This window comes from Steroidobacter cummioxidans (genome assembly GCF_003104955.1).
This window is the reverse complement of record NZ_LSRW01000004.1, coordinates 246,946-263,103: the sequence shown is the minus strand read 5'-3', so window position 1 is coordinate 263,103 and position 16,158 is coordinate 246,946. Positions and strand designations below refer to the sequence as shown.

Below are 16,158 nucleotides of genomic sequence, written 5' to 3'. Positions count from 1 at the left end.
ACTGCGCCGCTTCGATTCACGGCACCCGACGCATGCGTGGAGGCCACCCTCAGCCGCGTCGGCAAGCACGTGGTGCTGGGCTTGCCCGTCGCCATCGGCAAGCCGAACACGCTGGTCAACGCGTTCGTGGCCCGCGCCGTTGCCGATCCCCACATCAAACTCACAATCGTCACTGCGCTGTCGCTGCGCGTACCGCGGGGTCGCAGCGATCTGGAACGGCGTTTCATCGAGCCGTTCACGCGCCGGGTGTTCGGCAACTATCCGGAGCTGGAGTATCTGCGCCTAATCGAGCGACAGCAGCTGCCGGCGAACATCGAAGTGCTGGAGTTCTATATGGAACCCGGCGCCTGGCTGCGCAACGAACATTTGCAGCAGCACTATCTGAGCAGTAACTACACGCACGTCGCACGCGATGCGTTGCGCCGTGGCCTCAATGTGATCGCACAGCTGGTGGCCGCGCCCCCTGCCAACGAAGCACCCGGCTTGCTGAGCCTGGGCTCCAATGCGGACATGACTGCCGATCTGCTGCCGCAGATCGCAGCGATGCGCGCTGCCGGCAGCAGCAAACCCTTTGCGTTGATCGGTCAGGTGCATCGCGACCTGCCCTTCATGTACGGCGACGCCCTGGTCACCGCCGACACGTTCGATTTCCTGGTGCAGGATCCCGACACGGCGTTGTTCAGTCCTCCCAACATGCCGATTTCGCCGACCGAGCATGCGATCGCGTTGAACGTCAGCACGCTGATCCGCGACGGCGGCACATTGCAGCTCGGCATTGGCGAGCTGGGCGACGGCATTTGCTACGCCTTGCAGCTGCGCCAGAAGCAGCCGGCACTGTATCGAGAAGTGCTGGAATCGACCGGCATCCTCGCCCGGCATCGACGCTTGATCGAAAGCGAAGGCGGTACGGCCTCATTCGAGCGCGGCTTGTATGGCTGCACCGAGATGCTCGCCGATGGCTTCCTGGATCTATATCGCAACGGCATCCTGAAGCGCCGTGTTTATCCAAGCGCGAAGCTGCAACGGCTCATCGACGATGGTCACATCGATGAGCGCGTCAGCCTGCACACGCTCGATGCGCTGGTCGCCGCCGGCATGAACCGCATGTCGTTCGCCGACTTCCAGGAATTTCGCGAAGTCGGCTTGTTCCGCGACGACGTCGATTACGATCGCGGCGTGCTCGTCACACCAGATGGTCAGCAGTTGCGAGCGACCTTCTCGGATCCTGAACAGCGAGCGCAGATCGCGCAGTACTGCTTGGGCGAAACGTTGCGAAATGGCGTGGTGGCCGATGCGGGCTTCTTCTTCGGCCCCAAGGGCTTCTACAAGGGACTGCGTGAGCTTCCAGCCGTTCAGCGCAAGATGTTCGCGATGCGTGGCATCAGTTTCGTCAACGAACTGTATGGCCACGAATGGGAATTGAAGGTCGCACAGCGCCGCTATGCTCGCTTCGTGAACACGACGATGATGGTCACCGGCTTGGGCGCTGCCGTTTCCGATGCGCTCAGCGACGGCCGGGTCGTGAGTGGCGTCGGCGGTCAGTATAACTTCGTCGCGATGGCGCACGCGCTGCCCGAAGCGCGCTCCATTCTTTGTCTACGATCGACACGCACCGCTGACGGCGCAATCTCCTCCAACATTGTTTGGAGCTATGGTCATTGCACCATCCCGCGCCATCTACGCGACATCGTCGTCACTGAATATGGCATCGCCGACCTGCGCAGTCGCACGGATCGCGAGATCGTCGAAGCGCTGGTCGGCATCATGGACGCCCGCTTCCAGCGAGCATTCGTGGCCGACGCACAGCGCGCCGGTAAATTGCCGAAAGATTGGCGCATTCCGGAAGGTGCGCGCGCCAATACGCCGCAGCAGCTGGCGAAGAAATTTGCCCCCTGGCGTGAGCGCGGTTTGTTTGCTGAGTTGCCGTTTGGCACGGACTTCACCGCCGAAGAAATCGTTCTCTCCAAGGCCTTGCGCTCGCTGCAAGCCTCGACGCAATCCTGGCCGGGCCGCGTGCGTGCATTGCTCGATGCACTGCTCAATGGAGCAGCGGTGCCTGCCGTTCAACCCCATCTCGCCCGTATGGGTCTGGCGCGAGCCGAATCGTTGTCGCAAGCCATGCAACGTCGGCTACTGACGATTGCTGTGCGCAAAATTTTGCAAACGAGCTGATCAGCTCCTATCTTTGCTCCCCCCTCTGCAGGCCCAGGGAACGAGCCCTTGCAACCCGCGGAGCGTCCGCTCCATCCAAGGATGTGCACGGGCAATCAGTTTTACTTATTCGCACAGGAAGTCATTCATGAAGAAGTATGTCGTCCAGCTGTTGACGCTAGCTCTGCTCGCCAGCATCGGCACCTCGGCTTGGGCACAGAACTGCAAGTTCACCTCGGACCGCACCGCCAGTTTCAACGGCCCCGTCAAGAAAGTAGTGGTGATCGCGGGTGCAGGCGACCTCAAGATTCGAGGTGATGCCTCGGGTGGCGTCAAAGCGATTGGTAAAGCCTGCGCTTCGTCGGAAAGCCTGCTGGGCAAGATTTCGCTGGAAAGCCGTCGCGAAAATGACGTCGTCTATTTGACGGTAGTGATGGCCGAAGGCATGGGCATGTTCGGCTTCAATCGTTACAGCTCGCTGGATCTGGACATCACCGTGCCGCGCGACGCCGCACTCGACGTGACCGACACGAGTGGCGATCTGGAGTTGAGCGATGTCGGCTCCGCCAGGATCGACGACGGCTCGGGCGATCAATTGCTGAAGAACATCAACGGCGATCTGATCGTCGATGACGGCTCCGGCGAGCTGCGTGTGATCAGCGTGGTCGGCAACATCGAAGTGACCGACAGCTCCGGCAACATCGACATCGAAGACGTGCGCGGCGATGTGACCATCAAGAACGACAGCTCCGGCGACATTGCCATCACCAAAGTTTCCGGCAACGTCGAAGTCGTGAACGACAGCTCGGGTGACATCACCATCCGCGATGTGAAGCGCAATGTCACGATCGGCAACGACAGCTCCGGCGACATCAACGTGAGCGATGTCGGCGGCAACTTCACCGTGCGCGCCGACAGCAGCGGCAACATCCTGCACGAGCGCGTCGGCGGCTCGGTGCGAATTCCGGCGAAGAACTGAGTTATTTCAGCTCGGCGAGCAGGCGCTGGCTCATACCCAGCGCCTGCCGCAAATAACCGCCGCCGAACAAATTGAAATGATTCAGCACGTGATACAGGTTGTAGAGCGTCACTCGCGACGCCGCGCCGGCATCCACCGGCCAGGCGCTCTGATACGCTGAATAGAACGACGCACCGAAACCGCCGAACAAACGCGTCATCGCCAGGTCCGCCTCGCGATCGCCGAAGTAGACCGCCGGATCGAACAGCACCGGCTGACCGTTCGCGTCACTGCTCCAGTTGCCGCCCCAGAGATCGCCATGAAGCAATGATGGCGCCGGCCGATAGCTGGAGAAGAAACGATCCAGCCGTTCGCAGAGGCGCTCACCATTATCGATGAGGTCTGCCCCAGCGCCATTGCTCTTGGCAAGCGCCAGCTGCGGACGCAGTCGCTGCTCGCGCAGGAACTCCACCCAGTCGGCGGCTTCACGGTTTGATTGCGGCGTCGAGCCGATCGTGTTGTCGCGATGCCAGCCGAATTTCTCGCGGGTCACCCGATGCTGAGCGGCGAGCAGCTCGCCGAGCTTTTTCTCACTACCGGCCGCGGCCCCACGCAGATCGATCCATTCGAGCGCCAGAAAGGCGACTCCGTCCAGCTCGCTGACCGCCAGCACTCCAGGAACGCGAACAGCGCAGGCCTTTGCCAATTCCGCCAGGCCCTCTGCTTCGGCCTGAAACATGTCCAGACTCGATGCGTCGCCGTACTTGACGAACAACGGCCCGCTAGCGCTTTCGAAGCGCGCACAGGAATTGATGGAGCCGCCGCCCACCTGTCGCTCCGAGCCCGCCGCGACCTCAGTCCCTAACGTGCGACTCAGTGCGACTGCAAGCGACATGGGAAGCGCTTACAACAGCTCGCGAGCCTGATCCTGCAGACCGCGAATGGTCGTACGGATATCCGAGACCGAACCGCCGTTCGCCAGGATCGCTCTGGAGACATTCGGCAGAACGCGGCCGCGCGCGGATGGCATTCGCTTCAACACGTCTTGAATGGTTGCGCCTTGCGCGCCGACACCAGGGGCGAGAATGTATGACTGCGGCAGGGCGTCCACCGTCTCGGCGGCATCGTCACACGTCGCACCGACAACGGCACCGATGTATTGGAGCCCTTCACCCTGCTGCCGATTGCGCAGCGTGATCTCGCGACACACGTTCTGAGCCACAGTTTCGCCATTCGCCAGGCGGGCCGTCTGCAACTCGCGCCCTTCGGGATTGGACGAACGCACGACGACGAACACGCCACCCTCCGCGCGCACGGCGATGTCCAAAAACGGATCGAGTGCGGCGAGACCGAGATACACGTGCGTCGTGACGGCATCGACGCGCAACGTCGTGGTGGAAGAGAAATAGCCTTCGGCATAAGCGGCGCCGGTCGTATCGATGTCACCTCGCTTGCCATCGAGCAGCACCAGCACTTCGCGACTGCGCGCCAGCAGGGTGAGCTCTTCGACCGCCTTCAGCCCCGCGCTGCCGAAGCGCTCGAAGAAGGCCGACTGCGGCTTGAGCAGCGAGATGCGAAAGTCCGCCGCCTCCAGCACGCGCTTGCCGAACTCGAACGCGCCGTCGGGCGTGTTGGGCAAGTTGCAGGATTTCAGCAACGCCGCGGAAGGGTCGATGCCGACACACAGCGGGCTGTGCTCGACGATTTTCTGGTGCAACCGGGCGGCGAATGTGGACATGAACAGCTACCTCATCTACGACGCGTCATTGTACCCCTTCAAACGCCGGGCGCCTGGAAGCCGTGCTCGCGGAAGGTGACCACCAGCGTGTCTCGCACGCCGCCCGGGCCGTCGTTTTGAATCGGCGTGGTCTCGTGGATCACTTTGGCGTCGTCCAGCAGCAGCGCAGTCCACGGCGCGCTCATGGTGAAGCGCACGCCCGAAATGCCCTCGGCCTCGAATACGCGCGTCTCGCCGCCGCGCACGTTGAATCGATTCACCAGGACCACGGCAACGAAATCGACACCGTCGCGATGCGCACCTTCGGGTGTCGGCCGGCCGATGCCTTCGGCGGTGTCGATGCGGAACTGATGCGCTTCGATATACCAGCGCTGCACCGGCCGTGCGCGTGCGACCAGGTCGGCCAGTCCGCTGATGAGTTGATTCCACACGGGAGCTTGCAGCACCCCGCCGGTCATGGGCTCGAACCAGCGCTCCATGCCGCCGTGGAGCGCGTTGTATTCAGTGGGCTGCCAGTGAGCCCGATGCGGCACGAGTTGCAGCTGGCTGGCGCGCTCGTAAATAAAACAACTATGTCGCCGCGAGCGATAGCGACCACCGTCGCGCAGATACTCATCGCGCGGCAGTTGGTTCCAGCTGGGCGCCAGCTCGCCCAGGCTCTCGAGGTCGACGTGGCACTCCGCCGCCAGCTCCTCCGGCTGCAACAACACGCAGCCCACCGTTTGCAGCGTCGCTGCCGCATCCCCGTTCGCTCTGCTCAATTTCAAGACACACTCCCGCCGACGTTCCGAATGGCCGTCGACCCGCAGATTTTAACGCTACTTGCGCAGGAAACGAGACAGATTCAGGCAGACCAATACAGTAATCTTGCGCGCCTGCCTGTACAGGAAATCAACTAATGATGAGTCATAAAACCGGCGCGCTGGTCGCGCTCATCTACTCGCTCGTCCAGGCGACTGCGATCGCTGCGCCGAGTGCCAATTCACTGCGCACCGTCGCCGAGCAGTCCGGCAACAAACGCACCGGCCGCTACGAGGAAGTCGAGCGGCTGTGTCCGGCCTTTCAACAACAATGGCCGCAGCAGGTGCGCTGTTTCGAGTTCGGCCGTACACCCGAAGGCCGGCCCATGCTGGCGTTGGTCGCTTCTGCTGACGGCACGCTCGACGCGGCCGCCGCGCATCGCGCCGGCCGGCCGGTCGTGCTCATGCAGGGCGGAATTCATTCCGGCGAGATCGACGGCAAAGACGCTGGCTTGCTCGCCTTGCGCGAAATGCTCGAGGGCTCGCTGGCCAAGAATGCGCTGAAGACCGCGACGCTGGTATTCGTGCCGGTGTTCAACGTCGACGGTCACGAGCGCTTCGGTCGCTGGAATCGGCCCAATCAGGTCGGCCCGGAAGAGATGGGCTGGCGCGTGACCTCGCAGAACCTCAACTTGAATCGCGACTACGTCAAAGCGGCAGCGCCCGAGATGCAAGCGATGCTGCGCCTGTTGGGCGAGTGGGATCCGATTCTGTATGTCGACCTGCACGTCACCGACGGCGCGAAGTTCGAGCACGACATTTCTTATAACGTCTCGCCGACGCTGGCCGGACGCGAGCCGATTCGCCAGGCCGGCGTAGCGCTGCGTGATGAATTGATGAAGCGCGCGGCCCAGCAGGGCTCGCTGCCGCTCGACTTCTACCCATCGTTCATCAAAGACGACGATCCGTCGACGGGCTTCGCCGTCTCGGTCGGCCCGAAGCGCTTCTCCCAAGAATATTGGGCGAGCCGCAATCGCCTTGGCGTACTTGTGGAAACGCATTCGTGGAAGGACTACCCCACCCGTGTGCGCATTACTCATCACACAATCATTTCCTTGATGGAGATGGCGGCGCGCGATGGCAAGCAATGGCTGGCCGCAGCCCAAGCGGCCGATCGTGAATCCGCGGGTATCGCCGGCTCGACCGTAGCGCTTACGTACACGAATACACCGCACATAAAGACAATCGACTTTCGCGGCTATGAGTATCAGCGCGAGCCCTCCGCCGTCTCGGGCGCGCTGCTGACTCGTTACAACGACAAGCGTCCGCAGATCTGGCGCATCCCGTTGCGGGATGAAGTGACGCCCGACATCACCGTAACGGCACCGAGCGGTGGCTATCTGGTTCCACCCGCCTACGCACGCATGGTCGCCGACAAGCTGACTCTGCACGGCATCGAGTTTCGTACCGTCGAGCAAGCACAGACGAACTCGGAAGTCGAAGTGTTCCGGGCCAGCAAGGCCGCGCTGGCGGGCTCGACCTTTGAAGGTCGCGGCGTGTTCTCGGTCGAGGGCGACTGGAGCAAGGAACAGCGCGCCGTCCCAGCCGGCTCGCTGTTCGTACCTATTGCGCAAGCCAAGTCCGAGCTGGCGATGGTGCTGCTCGAACCTCGGGACCCGGATTCGCTGGTGAGCTGGGGTTACTTCGCCGCCGCGTTCGAGCGCAAGGAATATATGGAAGCGTATGTGGCCGAAGAAGTAGCCGAGCAGATGCTGAAGAAAGACCCGGCGCTGCGCCGTGAATTCACGCGACGTCTAGAAGATCCGAAGTTCGCCGCCGACCCGGAAGCGCGCCTCGATTTCTTCTATCGACGCCACTCGTCCTGGGACGAGCGCTACAACCTGTATCCGGTGTTCCGCGTAGCCAACCCGCCACGCTGAACGGGAACGCTATCGGGCGGCCTCGTGGGCCGCCCGATACGCGCGTTTCGATCTCCCGCCGATCAGCTCTTTTCCAACTGCGCGGCCTTGGCCTCATCGGCCTTGGCCTCGGCCTCTTTACCCATGTCGCGATAAATGTCGGAGCGGCGGTAGTAACCGTCCGGCTCTTTCGGATCCAGCTCGATCGCCTTGGTGGCATCGGCCAGTGCCGTCTCCGGCCTGTCCATCGAAATGTAGATGCGCGAGCGGTTCAAATAGCCAAGCGCGTCGCTCGGCTCCAGCTCGATATATTTGTTGGCATCTTCCAGCGCCAACTCGTACTTCCCTGAAGAGTCGCGGGCGCGCGAGCGAAGCATGTACAGCTCAGCGCGGGCAGGGGCTGCGTCGATGGCCTTGCGCAGCAGATTTTCCGCATCGCGAGGCTGGCCCTTCTGCATGGCCTTCTGCGCCTGATTCAGCAGGTCATCGACCGCCTTGGTGTTTTGAGCCTGAGCCGCCAGCGGCGCGGCAAGCAACCAGGCCGCCGCGAGCAGGCCGGCCGCAATCCGTTTCAATCCCGTCCGATGAATAAACGCAACCATGACGACCCCCTGACTTTGCCATTACTTATAACTTGCCGAGGTGTGCCGACTCCGTCCTCTGACATTATGCGCTCACTACAAGCGCCGCCGGTACTACCTCACAAGCGGCACAGCACAAGTTTCATCAACCGCACTTTTCCAGGCGTCGCCGCTGGTCGAGCTGGCGTTGGCGCGCCTTCAAGCGCTCACCCTCCTTGGCGCTGTAGCCAGTACGCATCTTGGTACGCACGTCACGCAAAGACTGATCGAGCTTGGCGCAGGTGATTTGACGTTTGGCGGGATCCGGCAGCCGTGTGGCCTTGGAGCGCTTGGCCTTGGTTGGCTTGGTTGTTGCCGGCGAGCGCCCCTCTGCGGCTTCCGGCGTGTACACAGTCACGCGACTGTCGTCGATTTCATGAGTATCGGCGTGCGCCGCGCAGGGACGATCGGAATAAACAGGCCCGGTGTCGCCAGTGCAGCGGTAAATCGTCGTCTGCGCCCCGCAAGGCGGCGACAACAGCAAGGATCCGAACACAAGTGCGGCGATTCGCATGACAGCTCCCGAAACAGGAGCTGCCACGATGCGACGGGAAACCGGGCTCGAACGGGCGATCTAGTGGGGTATTTGCGCGGATATCGCCTGCCTCGGCGACGCGAGATGCGCTAGCTGAGCGCGGTGATGCGCTCTGCCTGATTACGTAACAGCCGACCGAAACCGACGCTGTCGTAAAGCTTATTGAGAATGCCCAGATCCGGCGGCCGCCGGCGCAGCTGCGGCAGCTCTACATCGAGCGGCATATCGCAGGCTATTTCGGTGAGTTGCCGGGCGAGAAAGGCGGACTCGCGATAGTCACGCAGCTGGCCGCAGACGAAGCCGCCGTTTCGCAGTTTGATCTTCAGTACGCGATCCAGGTCGCTATACAAATGAGTCAGGGACTCGAAGTGATGGAACAACGTCGACGCAGTCTTGCGGCCGACGCCGGGCACGCCGGGAATGTTGTCGACGGCATCGCCCATCAAGGCGAGAAAACACGCCATGCGCTCGGGTTGCACCCCGAAACGATCGGCGATCCGCTCGTACGGGAACCGCTTGTCGCTGATGTAATCCCAATATTCATCGCCGGGCCGAACCAGCTGCGAAAGATCCTTGTCCCGCGTGACGATCACGACCTTGTGACCTTCGGCGCGCGCGCGCGTGGCGAGAGTGCCGATGACGTCGTCGGCTTCGTATTCACCGCTGACGAACGAGGCAATACCCAAGCCGGCGCACACCCGCTGGCACTGCAGGAACTGACGTTTCAAATCCTCGGGCGCAGGATCGCGATTGGCCTTGTACGCCGGATACAGACGCTTGCGAAACGAGGTGACCAGGCTGGCGTCGAAGGCGACCGCGATGTGCTCGGGACGCACCCGCTCGATCAGCTCGCCCAGAAAGCGGCTGAAGCCATGCAACGCATTGACGGCATTGCCGTCGGGATCGACCAGATCGAGCGGCACCGAATGCCAGGCACGAAACACGAACACCGATGCATCGATCAGATACACCGGTCGGCGAACCAGGAAATCAGAATTCAACACTGCAATTTTAGACGGGCGTGCAACGGACTCGAGCGCGGGAAATGCGCCAGCAGATATTCCATCTGATCCGCCAGCACCCGGCGGCCTTTTAAATAAATGTACTCGGCGTAGGTGGGCTTGAACGGCACAGCAATCAGTTGCAAGCCGGCCTGTTCGGGAGTCAGCGACGCCTTCTGGTTGTTACAACGACGGCAAGCCGTCACCACATTGGTCCATAAATCCAAGCCGCCCTGGCTGAGCGGGCGAATATGATCTCGCGACAGCAGGTTGGTTGGGAAACGCTGCCCGCAGTACATACATAAGTGCGCGTCGCGCTTGAACAATGTCTGGTTGTTCAGCGGCGGCGTGTAGTCGTGCCGCAAGTTGCCGGGATTGTGGGTATGACCGATGGTGGCAATGATCGAATTCACTTCCACGACGGTCTGCAATCCCGAGCGGGCGTTGGTGCCGCCGAGCAGCCGGTACAGCCGCGTCCCACAGGTGTATGCCACCTGTTCCGTGTGGTACAGCCGTACCGCGTCCCGGTAGTCAATCCACTCCAGGGGCATTCCTGAGACATCGGTCCGCAGGATCTCTTGGGTCAAGTTGTACAGTTGTGATTGCACGACTCAGACACGGCAAGGGGCAGTGCATCCTAAGATACGCGACCCTTGTGTAAAGATTCAACGGGCCGCGTCTTTGAGGGGAAATACCGGGTTATTACCCTTCCCAGCCCCCACCGAGCGCGCGAATCAGGGCCACGCTCGCCCGCAGCTGCCTCGTTTCCAGATCGAGCGCGCCACGCTGCGCATTCAGCGCAGTGGTTTGAGACTGAACGACCTCGAGGTAGCTGACCGCTCCCTCGCGATAGCGGTTCATCGCGAAGTCCAGCGACTGCTGGGCCGAAGTGACCGCAGAGCGCTCGGATTCTGCGGCAATTCCGTAGTGATAGAGCAGGGCCAGGTTGTCTTCGACTTCCTGAAAAGCGCCCAACACCACCCCTCGATAGGTCGCGCCAGCCTCGTCCAACACCGCTCGCGCCTGCTCGACCCGGGCACGGCGGCGACCGGCGTCGAACAGCTCGAGCAGGATGGTGGGACCCACCGACCAGGCGGCATTGGGTGCGGTCAGCCAGTCGGTTGAACGAGTGCTCTGGAAAGCGTACGCCCCGCTCAACGTGATCGAAGGGAAATAAGCCGCGCGAGCGACGCCGACGCTGGCATTGGCGGCAGCGGTGCGACGCTGGGCGGCGGCAATGTCGGGCCGGCGTTGTAGTAAGTTGGTCGGCACATCGGCCGGTATCTCCGGCAATTGCAGCGCTACCGAACGAGGCGATAAGGAGAACTGTGAGGGCGACTCGCCTACAAGAACGGCAATCGCGTGCTCCAGGGTGGCGCGCTGAGCCGTGTTCTGCGCAACCTGCGAACGCGCCGAGTCCAGTTGAGTTTGAGCACGCGCCACGTCCAGGCCAGAGACGATGCCCGCCTGATGTCGCTCCTTGGTGAGCTCCAGCGCGCGGTCAAAGGCAGCAACGGTGTCTGACAGTAACGCCGCTTCCCGATCCAATCCGTAAAGCGCGATGTAGAAGTCAGCGAGCTGCGCCTGCAGACTCAGCCGCGCGGATTCGAGGTCGGCGGCAGCGGCACTGGCGGCAAGTTTTCCAGCGTTCACGTCGTTGCGTACGCGACCCCAGAGATCGACTTCATACGCTGCCTCGACGCCGGCGCCGTAGGCATTGTAGTAACGCGGCGAGGACCGCCCGGCCGGCGGACTCGTTTCCGATTGGCGCACCCGAGCGCCATCGGCGCGCAACGCCAGGGAAGGAAACAAACCGGAACGCAGTTGATCCGCATAAGCCTTGGCTTGCTGATAGCGCGCCAGCGCCACTTGCAGATCGGGGCTGTTCTGAATCAGCTGCGTCTGCAGTCGATTCAACTCCGGATCGCCATAAGGTTGCCACCAGCCATCGCGTGGCAACCGATCCGCGGGCGCGGCCTGCATCCAGGGCGCGGGCTCTTTATAAGCATCGGCGACTGGAACTTCGGGCAGTTCGAGCTTCGGCGCGAACGAGCAACCGGCCAATGCCAGCGCCGCGACTATCGATAGCTCAACCCGCATTGGTTCGCTTCGCGGCAGGCTCGATCACCCGCACGGCGCTGCCACCCATCAACCCGTCCGGTGGCGTGGAGATGACCCGATCGGTGGCCTCGATGCCGCCGGCGATCTCGATGAAGGAGCCATGATCGCGGGCAATGGTGATGGGCTTCATGACCACGCGACTCTCCGCATCGACGGTGGCCACACGCAGTCCCGCCTGATCGAAGATCAGTGCACTAGCTGGCACGCGCAACGCTTGCGCCCCGCCCACCAGCTCGAAGCTGACGCCGGCATAACCGCCGGGCAACAACTCGCCCGCTTTGTTATCGACCGTAAGCTGCAACAGCGTCGTGCCCGTGGCGATGTTCACAGCGCCCGCCGACGCGACGAACGCCGCGGGATATTCCTTACCGGGATGTTCGGGCACGGTGATCCCTGCTTTCGTATCCATATTCAGCCGCCTCACATACGACTGCGGCACGTTCACATACACGCGCAACGTTCGCGTATCTGAAACAACGAACAACTCCCGGCCCGAGACGCCACCGGCGGTAATCAGCTCGCCGATATCTGTATTGCGCGCGGTGACCACACCGTCGAACGGCGCCACGATGCGCATGAACCCTCGCATCGTTCGCAGGCGCTCGACGTTGGCTCGCGCGGCTTTCGCCAAAGCTTCCTTGGCAGCCAGATCGCCCGCCTTCTCGTCCACTTCCTGTTTGGAAACGGAATCGCGACCGAGCATCGACTGCCAGCGCTTGGCGGTGCTCGCGGCGAGCGCGGCATTCGCTTCGGCGCTGGCGAGATCCGCTTCCGCCTGCAGCAACTGCTGCTCGACATCCGGCGCTTCGATCTCCGCAATCAGCTGACCGGCCTTCACCGGCGTACCGATATCCGCTTTCCACGTCTTCAGATAGCCCGACACACGCGCATTCAGCGGTGCCCGCGCGAATGCTTCCAACCGGCCAGGCAATTCGATGCGTGCGTCGGCTTCACCCAAGGTCGGCGCGACGACCGCGACCGCGGGAATGGCCTGCTCTTCGGTCCACTCGGTCATCTGACGATGATCGTTGATACGTATGCCAATGCCGGAGACGACGATGACGATGGCAATGACGGCGATGACGATGCCGGCGCGGCGTAACCCGCTATGGGACTCAGTGGGCGGCATGAGGCTCTCCGGCAAGCAGCGGATGCTCCGCGGGCTTGCGGACGTAATTACGGTGCACGATGCTGAAGACGACAGGAACGAAGATGAGCGTAGCGACGGTGGCGAAGATCAGTCCGCCGATCACGGCGCGGCCCAGCGGCGCGTTCTGCTCACCGCCATCGCCCAGACCCAGCGCCATCGGTGCCATGCCGATAATCATGGCCAAGGCGGTCATCAGCACGGGACGGAAACGCACGAAGCCTGCCTCGATAGCGGCGGCGACTGGATCGGCCAATGCTTCCAGCCGCTCACGCGCAAAGCTGATGACCAGCACGCTATTCGCGGTGGCCACGCCCATACACATGATTGCGCCCGTCAACGCGGGTACCGACAGCGTCGTGAATGTCGTGAACAACATCCAAACGATACCGGCCAGCGCCGCCGGCAGTGCGCTGATGATGACCAGCGGATCGCTCCACGACTGGAAGTTCACGACGATCAGCAGATAGATCAGCACGATGGCGCCGACCAGACCCCACATCAGCCCCGAGAACGAGCTCTCCATGGTGCGCACCTGGCCCAGCAGCGCCACCGACGAGCCTTTCGGCAGGTCCTCGGCGTGCGCCGCCAATATCTTGCGGATCTGGGTAGCCACCGCACCGAGATCGGTGCCCTGCGTGGTCCCGTAGATCTGCACGATGGGCTGGATGTTGTACTGAGAAACCACGCCACTGGACGTGGTGCGCGTGATGTCCGCGATGCCACCGAGCAGATGCGACGACCTGGAGTTCGTGCCTGTGATCGGCAGCGTCTCCAGCGAGCTCAACTCGTCCATCTTGTACTGCGGCGTCTGCATCACGATGGGGTACTGGATGTTGGTCTTCGGGTTCAGCCAGAAGGTCGGTGCGACCTGCACCGACCCCGCGAGATTCACCACCATGCTGTTAGTGACATCGCGCTCGGTGAGACCGGCGAACTGCGCACGCGTGCGATCGACATCGACATTGAACGTCGGCAAGCCGCGTGCCTGCTGAATGCGCGCATCGGCGATGCCCGGAATCCGCTTGATGTCGGCGAGCAAGGCTTCCGCGTAAGCGAAGTTCGCCGCGAAGTTGTTGCCTCGGATCTGCAGATCGATGGGCGACGGCGTGCCGAAGTTCAGGATCTGACTGACGATGTCAGCCGGTGTGAACGAGAACGTCGTGCCAGGGAATCGTCTCGGCAGCTCCTCGCGCAGCTTGCGCACGTAATCCGCGGTCGGCTTGTGATCTTCCTCCAGCGTTACCTGGATATCGCCATCCGCCGTGCCGATGGTGCCGGTGTTGTTGTAAGTCATGTTGATGCTGGAGAACGGCATGCCGACGTTGTCCACCACCAGTGCCAGCTCATGCGGCGGGATCACCTGCCGGATGGCATCCTGGATGCGCGCCGAGATCGCCACCGTATCCTCCACACGCGTGCCCGGCTGCGCGCGGAAGTGAATCATGATGCGACCGGCATCGACCGCTGGAAAGAAGTTGCGCCCCAGGAACGGCACGAGCGCGAACGACGCGACCACAAACAACATGAAGGCCGTGACGAAGCCGCGCCGATGCGACAGCGCCAGCACCAGCAGCTCTTTGTAGCTGCCGCGGAAACGTTCGAACTTTTCCGAGAAGCCGCGCTGGAATCGAACCAATGGATTGGACGACGGAGCAGTCGCGTCTTCATGCGAATGCGGCTTCAGCAGATACATCGCCATGGTCGGCACCAGCGTGCGCGACAGAATGAACGAGCACACCATCGCGTAGATCACGGCCAGCGCCATGGGCACGAACAGGAAGCGCGCCACACCTTCGAGGAAGAACATCGGCACGAACACGATGCAGATACACAGCAGCGAGACGAACGCGGGCGTCACGATCTGCGCCGCGCCGTCGAGAATGGACGTGTGCACATCCTTACCGTGTTCGAGATGCCAGTTGATGTTTTCGATGGTGACGGTCGCATCGTCGACCAGGATGCCCACGGCCAGCGCCAGTCCGCCCAAGGTCATGATGTTGAGCGTCTGACCCGTCAACGCCAGCAGGAAGATCGAGCCGAGAATGGCTAGCGGAATCGACGTGGCGATGATGACGGTGGAGCGCCAGCTGCCCAGGAACAGCAGGATCATCAGGCTGGTCAGCAGCGCCGCGATGGCGCCTTCGGCGACCACGCCGCTGATGGCGCTGCGAACGAAGATGGATTGATCGCCAATGAGCTTGATCTGCAGCGACTCCGGCAGCTGATCCTTCACCTCTTCGACCCGCTGCTTGATGCCCTCGATCACGGCCAGCGTCGACGCGGCACCGCTCTTCAGCACCGTGAGCAGTACCGAGCGATTGCCGGCGACATGCACGATATTTGTCTGCGGCGAATTGCCGTCACGTACGTGGGCAACGTCCCGTATATAAACCATCGCGCCGTCGACCAGGCGAATCGGCAAGCGGCCCAGGTCCTCGATGGCGGACGGGCTGTTGTTCAAGTTGATGGCGTACTCGAAACCGCCAATTTTCTGCGTGCCCACCGGCGTAATCAGGTTCTGAGCCGCCAGCGCATTGGCGACGTCCGTGCCCGACAGGCCGCGCGCCTGGAGTGCCGCGGGATCCAGGTCGATCTGGATCTGCCGATTCTTGCCGCCGAACGGATACGGTACCGAAGCGCCGGGCACCGTGATCAAAAAGGTGCGGACATAGTTGATGCCTAAGTCGCTGAGCTCCTGCTCCGTCATGCCTTCGCCGGACAGCGCCAGCTGCAGGATGCCGACGGTCGAGGCGTTGTAGTTGAGGATGTTCGGCGGGTTCGTGCCTTGTGGCATCTGGCGCAAGGTTGTTTGCGCGGCGGCCGTCACCTGCGCATTGGCCATGTTGATATCGACGGAAGGTTGGAAGAAAACCTTGATCACGCCGAAGCCGGTATATGAAGTGGCTTCGATGTGCTCGATATCGTTGACCATGGTGGTCAGCGAGCGCTGGAAGTTGGTGGTGATACGGCCAGCCATACCATCCGGCGGCAGACCCGCGTACTGCCACACCACGCTGATCACCGGGATACGGATGTTGGGAAAGATATCGGTGGGCGTACGCAGGATCGCGAGCACACCGAAAATCAGGATGAGCAGCGCCAGCACCACGAAGGTGTACGGGCGGCGCAGAGCAATTTTGACGATACCGAGCATGCGGGCGAGAGAGTCCGTGAACAACCATTATGGGTCGGCTCACCCCCCGCTATAGCCCCGGCAAGATGAAA

The 16,158-nt window shown here is 62.1% G+C and carries 13 protein-coding genes; 3 read left to right on the top strand and 10 right to left on the bottom strand.

Features of this window, described 5'->3' with window-relative positions; translation table 11 throughout:
* The first annotated feature begins 36 nt into the window (after positions 1 to 36).
* Both D0550_RS03565 and D0550_RS03560 read left to right on the top strand, forming a co-directional pair.
* Positions 37 to 2,172, top strand: a complete 2,136-nt coding sequence (locus D0550_RS03565) for an acetyl-CoA hydrolase/transferase C-terminal domain-containing protein (RefSeq protein WP_161965615.1) — start codon at positions 37 to 39, stop codon at positions 2,170 to 2,172.
* A gap of 127 nt (positions 2,173 to 2,299) precedes the next feature.
* Positions 2,300 to 3,130 carry a DUF4097 family beta strand repeat-containing protein gene (locus tag D0550_RS03560; RefSeq protein WP_116807714.1) on the top strand — a complete coding sequence of 277 codons (831 nt, stop codon included), beginning with the start codon at positions 2,300 to 2,302 and terminating at the stop codon, positions 3,128 to 3,130.
* A 1-nt stretch (position 3,131) separates the two neighbouring features.
* Here the strand turns inward: D0550_RS03560 and D0550_RS03555 are convergent, their stop codons facing one another.
* From D0550_RS03555 to D0550_RS03545, 3 genes are read right to left on the bottom strand one after another with little or no spacing between them, the layout of a single operon-like run.
* A complete protein-coding gene (locus D0550_RS03555; RefSeq protein ID WP_116807713.1) occupies positions 3,132 to 4,004 on the bottom strand; it encodes a fructosamine kinase family protein in 873 nt (290 codons plus the stop codon).
* A 9-nt stretch (positions 4,005 to 4,013) separates the two neighbouring features.
* Positions 4,014 to 4,847 (bottom strand): orotidine-5'-phosphate decarboxylase, encoded by an 834-nt coding sequence (gene pyrF, locus D0550_RS03550; RefSeq protein WP_116807712.1) that lies wholly within the window; start codon positions 4,845 to 4,847, stop codon positions 4,014 to 4,016.
* A 38-nt stretch (positions 4,848 to 4,885) separates the two neighbouring features.
* Positions 4,886 to 5,614 carry a 2OG-Fe dioxygenase family protein gene (locus D0550_RS03545; RefSeq protein ID WP_116807711.1) on the bottom strand — a complete coding sequence of 243 codons (729 nt, stop codon included), beginning with the start codon at positions 5,612 to 5,614 and terminating at the stop codon, positions 4,886 to 4,888.
* 134 nt (positions 5,615 to 5,748) lie between these two features.
* On the opposite strand from D0550_RS03545, the gene D0550_RS03540 reads away from it, so the two are divergent.
* Complete coding sequence (locus D0550_RS03540) at positions 5,749 to 7,527, top strand: M14 family metallopeptidase (protein ID WP_116807762.1); 1,779 nt, start codon at positions 5,749 to 5,751, stop codon at positions 7,525 to 7,527.
* Positions 7,528 to 7,589: 62 nt separating this feature from the next.
* Here the strand turns inward: D0550_RS03540 and D0550_RS03535 are convergent, their stop codons facing one another.
* The 7 genes from D0550_RS03535 to D0550_RS03505 form a co-directional block, all read right to left on the bottom strand.
* Positions 7,590 to 8,108, bottom strand: a complete 519-nt coding sequence (locus tag D0550_RS03535; protein WP_116807710.1) for a tetratricopeptide repeat protein — start codon at positions 8,106 to 8,108, stop codon at positions 7,590 to 7,592.
* 124 nt (positions 8,109 to 8,232) lie between these two features.
* The gene (locus D0550_RS03530) at positions 8,233 to 8,640 is read right to left on the bottom strand and encodes a DUF4124 domain-containing protein (RefSeq protein ID WP_116807709.1); all 408 of its coding nucleotides are present in this window, start codon (positions 8,638 to 8,640) and stop codon (positions 8,233 to 8,235) included.
* Between the two features lie 110 nt (positions 8,641 to 8,750).
* Positions 8,751 to 9,662 (bottom strand): 5'-3' exonuclease, encoded by a 912-nt coding sequence (locus D0550_RS03525; RefSeq protein ID WP_153067017.1) that lies wholly within the window; start codon positions 9,660 to 9,662, stop codon positions 8,751 to 8,753.
* Positions 9,659 to 10,213, bottom strand: a complete 555-nt coding sequence (locus tag D0550_RS03520) for an HNH endonuclease (RefSeq protein ID WP_116807707.1) — start codon at positions 10,211 to 10,213, stop codon at positions 9,659 to 9,661. The genes D0550_RS03525 and D0550_RS03520 overlap by 4 nt, the downstream gene beginning before the upstream one ends.
* Positions 10,214 to 10,364: 151 nt before the next feature.
* On the bottom strand, positions 10,365 to 11,762 hold the full coding sequence (locus D0550_RS03515; protein WP_116807706.1) for an efflux transporter outer membrane subunit: 1,398 nt from the start codon (positions 11,760 to 11,762) through the stop codon (positions 10,365 to 10,367).
* Positions 11,752 to 12,912: an efflux RND transporter periplasmic adaptor subunit gene (locus D0550_RS03510; protein ID WP_116807705.1), complete on the bottom strand. Its 1,161-nt coding sequence runs from the start codon at positions 12,910 to 12,912 to the stop codon at positions 11,752 to 11,754. The genes D0550_RS03515 and D0550_RS03510 overlap by 11 nt, the downstream gene beginning before the upstream one ends.
* Positions 12,899 to 16,087 carry an efflux RND transporter permease subunit gene (locus tag D0550_RS03505; RefSeq protein WP_116807704.1) on the bottom strand — a complete coding sequence of 1,063 codons (3,189 nt, stop codon included), beginning with the start codon at positions 16,085 to 16,087 and terminating at the stop codon, positions 12,899 to 12,901. The genes D0550_RS03510 and D0550_RS03505 overlap by 14 nt, the downstream gene beginning before the upstream one ends.
* Between the last annotated feature and the right edge of the window lie 71 nt (positions 16,088 to 16,158).

Coding starts and splice junctions, on each gene's coding strand:
- D0550_RS03560 (WP_116807714.1), top strand. CDS start 2,300: ATGAAGAAGTATGTCGTCCAGCTGTTGACGCTAGCTCTGCTCGCCAGC.
- D0550_RS03555 (WP_116807713.1), bottom strand. CDS start 4,004: ATGTCGCTTGCAGTCGCACTGAGTCGCACGTTAGGGACTGAGGTCGCG.
- pyrF (WP_116807712.1), bottom strand. CDS start 4,847: ATGTCCACATTCGCCGCCCGGTTGCACCAGAAAATCGTCGAGCACAGC.
- D0550_RS03540 (WP_116807762.1), top strand. CDS start 5,749: ATGAGTCATAAAACCGGCGCGCTGGTCGCGCTCATCTACTCGCTCGTC.
- D0550_RS03535 (WP_116807710.1), bottom strand. CDS start 8,108: ATGGTTGCGTTTATTCATCGGACGGGATTGAAACGGATTGCGGCCGGC.
- D0550_RS03530 (WP_116807709.1), bottom strand. CDS start 8,640: ATGCGAATCGCCGCACTTGTGTTCGGATCCTTGCTGTTGTCGCCGCCT.
- D0550_RS03520 (WP_116807707.1), bottom strand. CDS start 10,213: ATGCCCCTGGAGTGGATTGACTACCGGGACGCGGTACGGCTGTACCAC.
- D0550_RS03515 (WP_116807706.1), bottom strand. CDS start 11,762: ATGCGGGTTGAGCTATCGATAGTCGCGGCGCTGGCATTGGCCGGTTGC.
- D0550_RS03510 (WP_116807705.1), bottom strand. CDS start 12,912: ATGCCGCCCACTGAGTCCCATAGCGGGTTACGCCGCGCCGGCATCGTC.
- D0550_RS03505 (WP_116807704.1), bottom strand. CDS start 16,087: ATGCTCGGTATCGTCAAAATTGCTCTGCGCCGCCCGTACACCTTCGTG.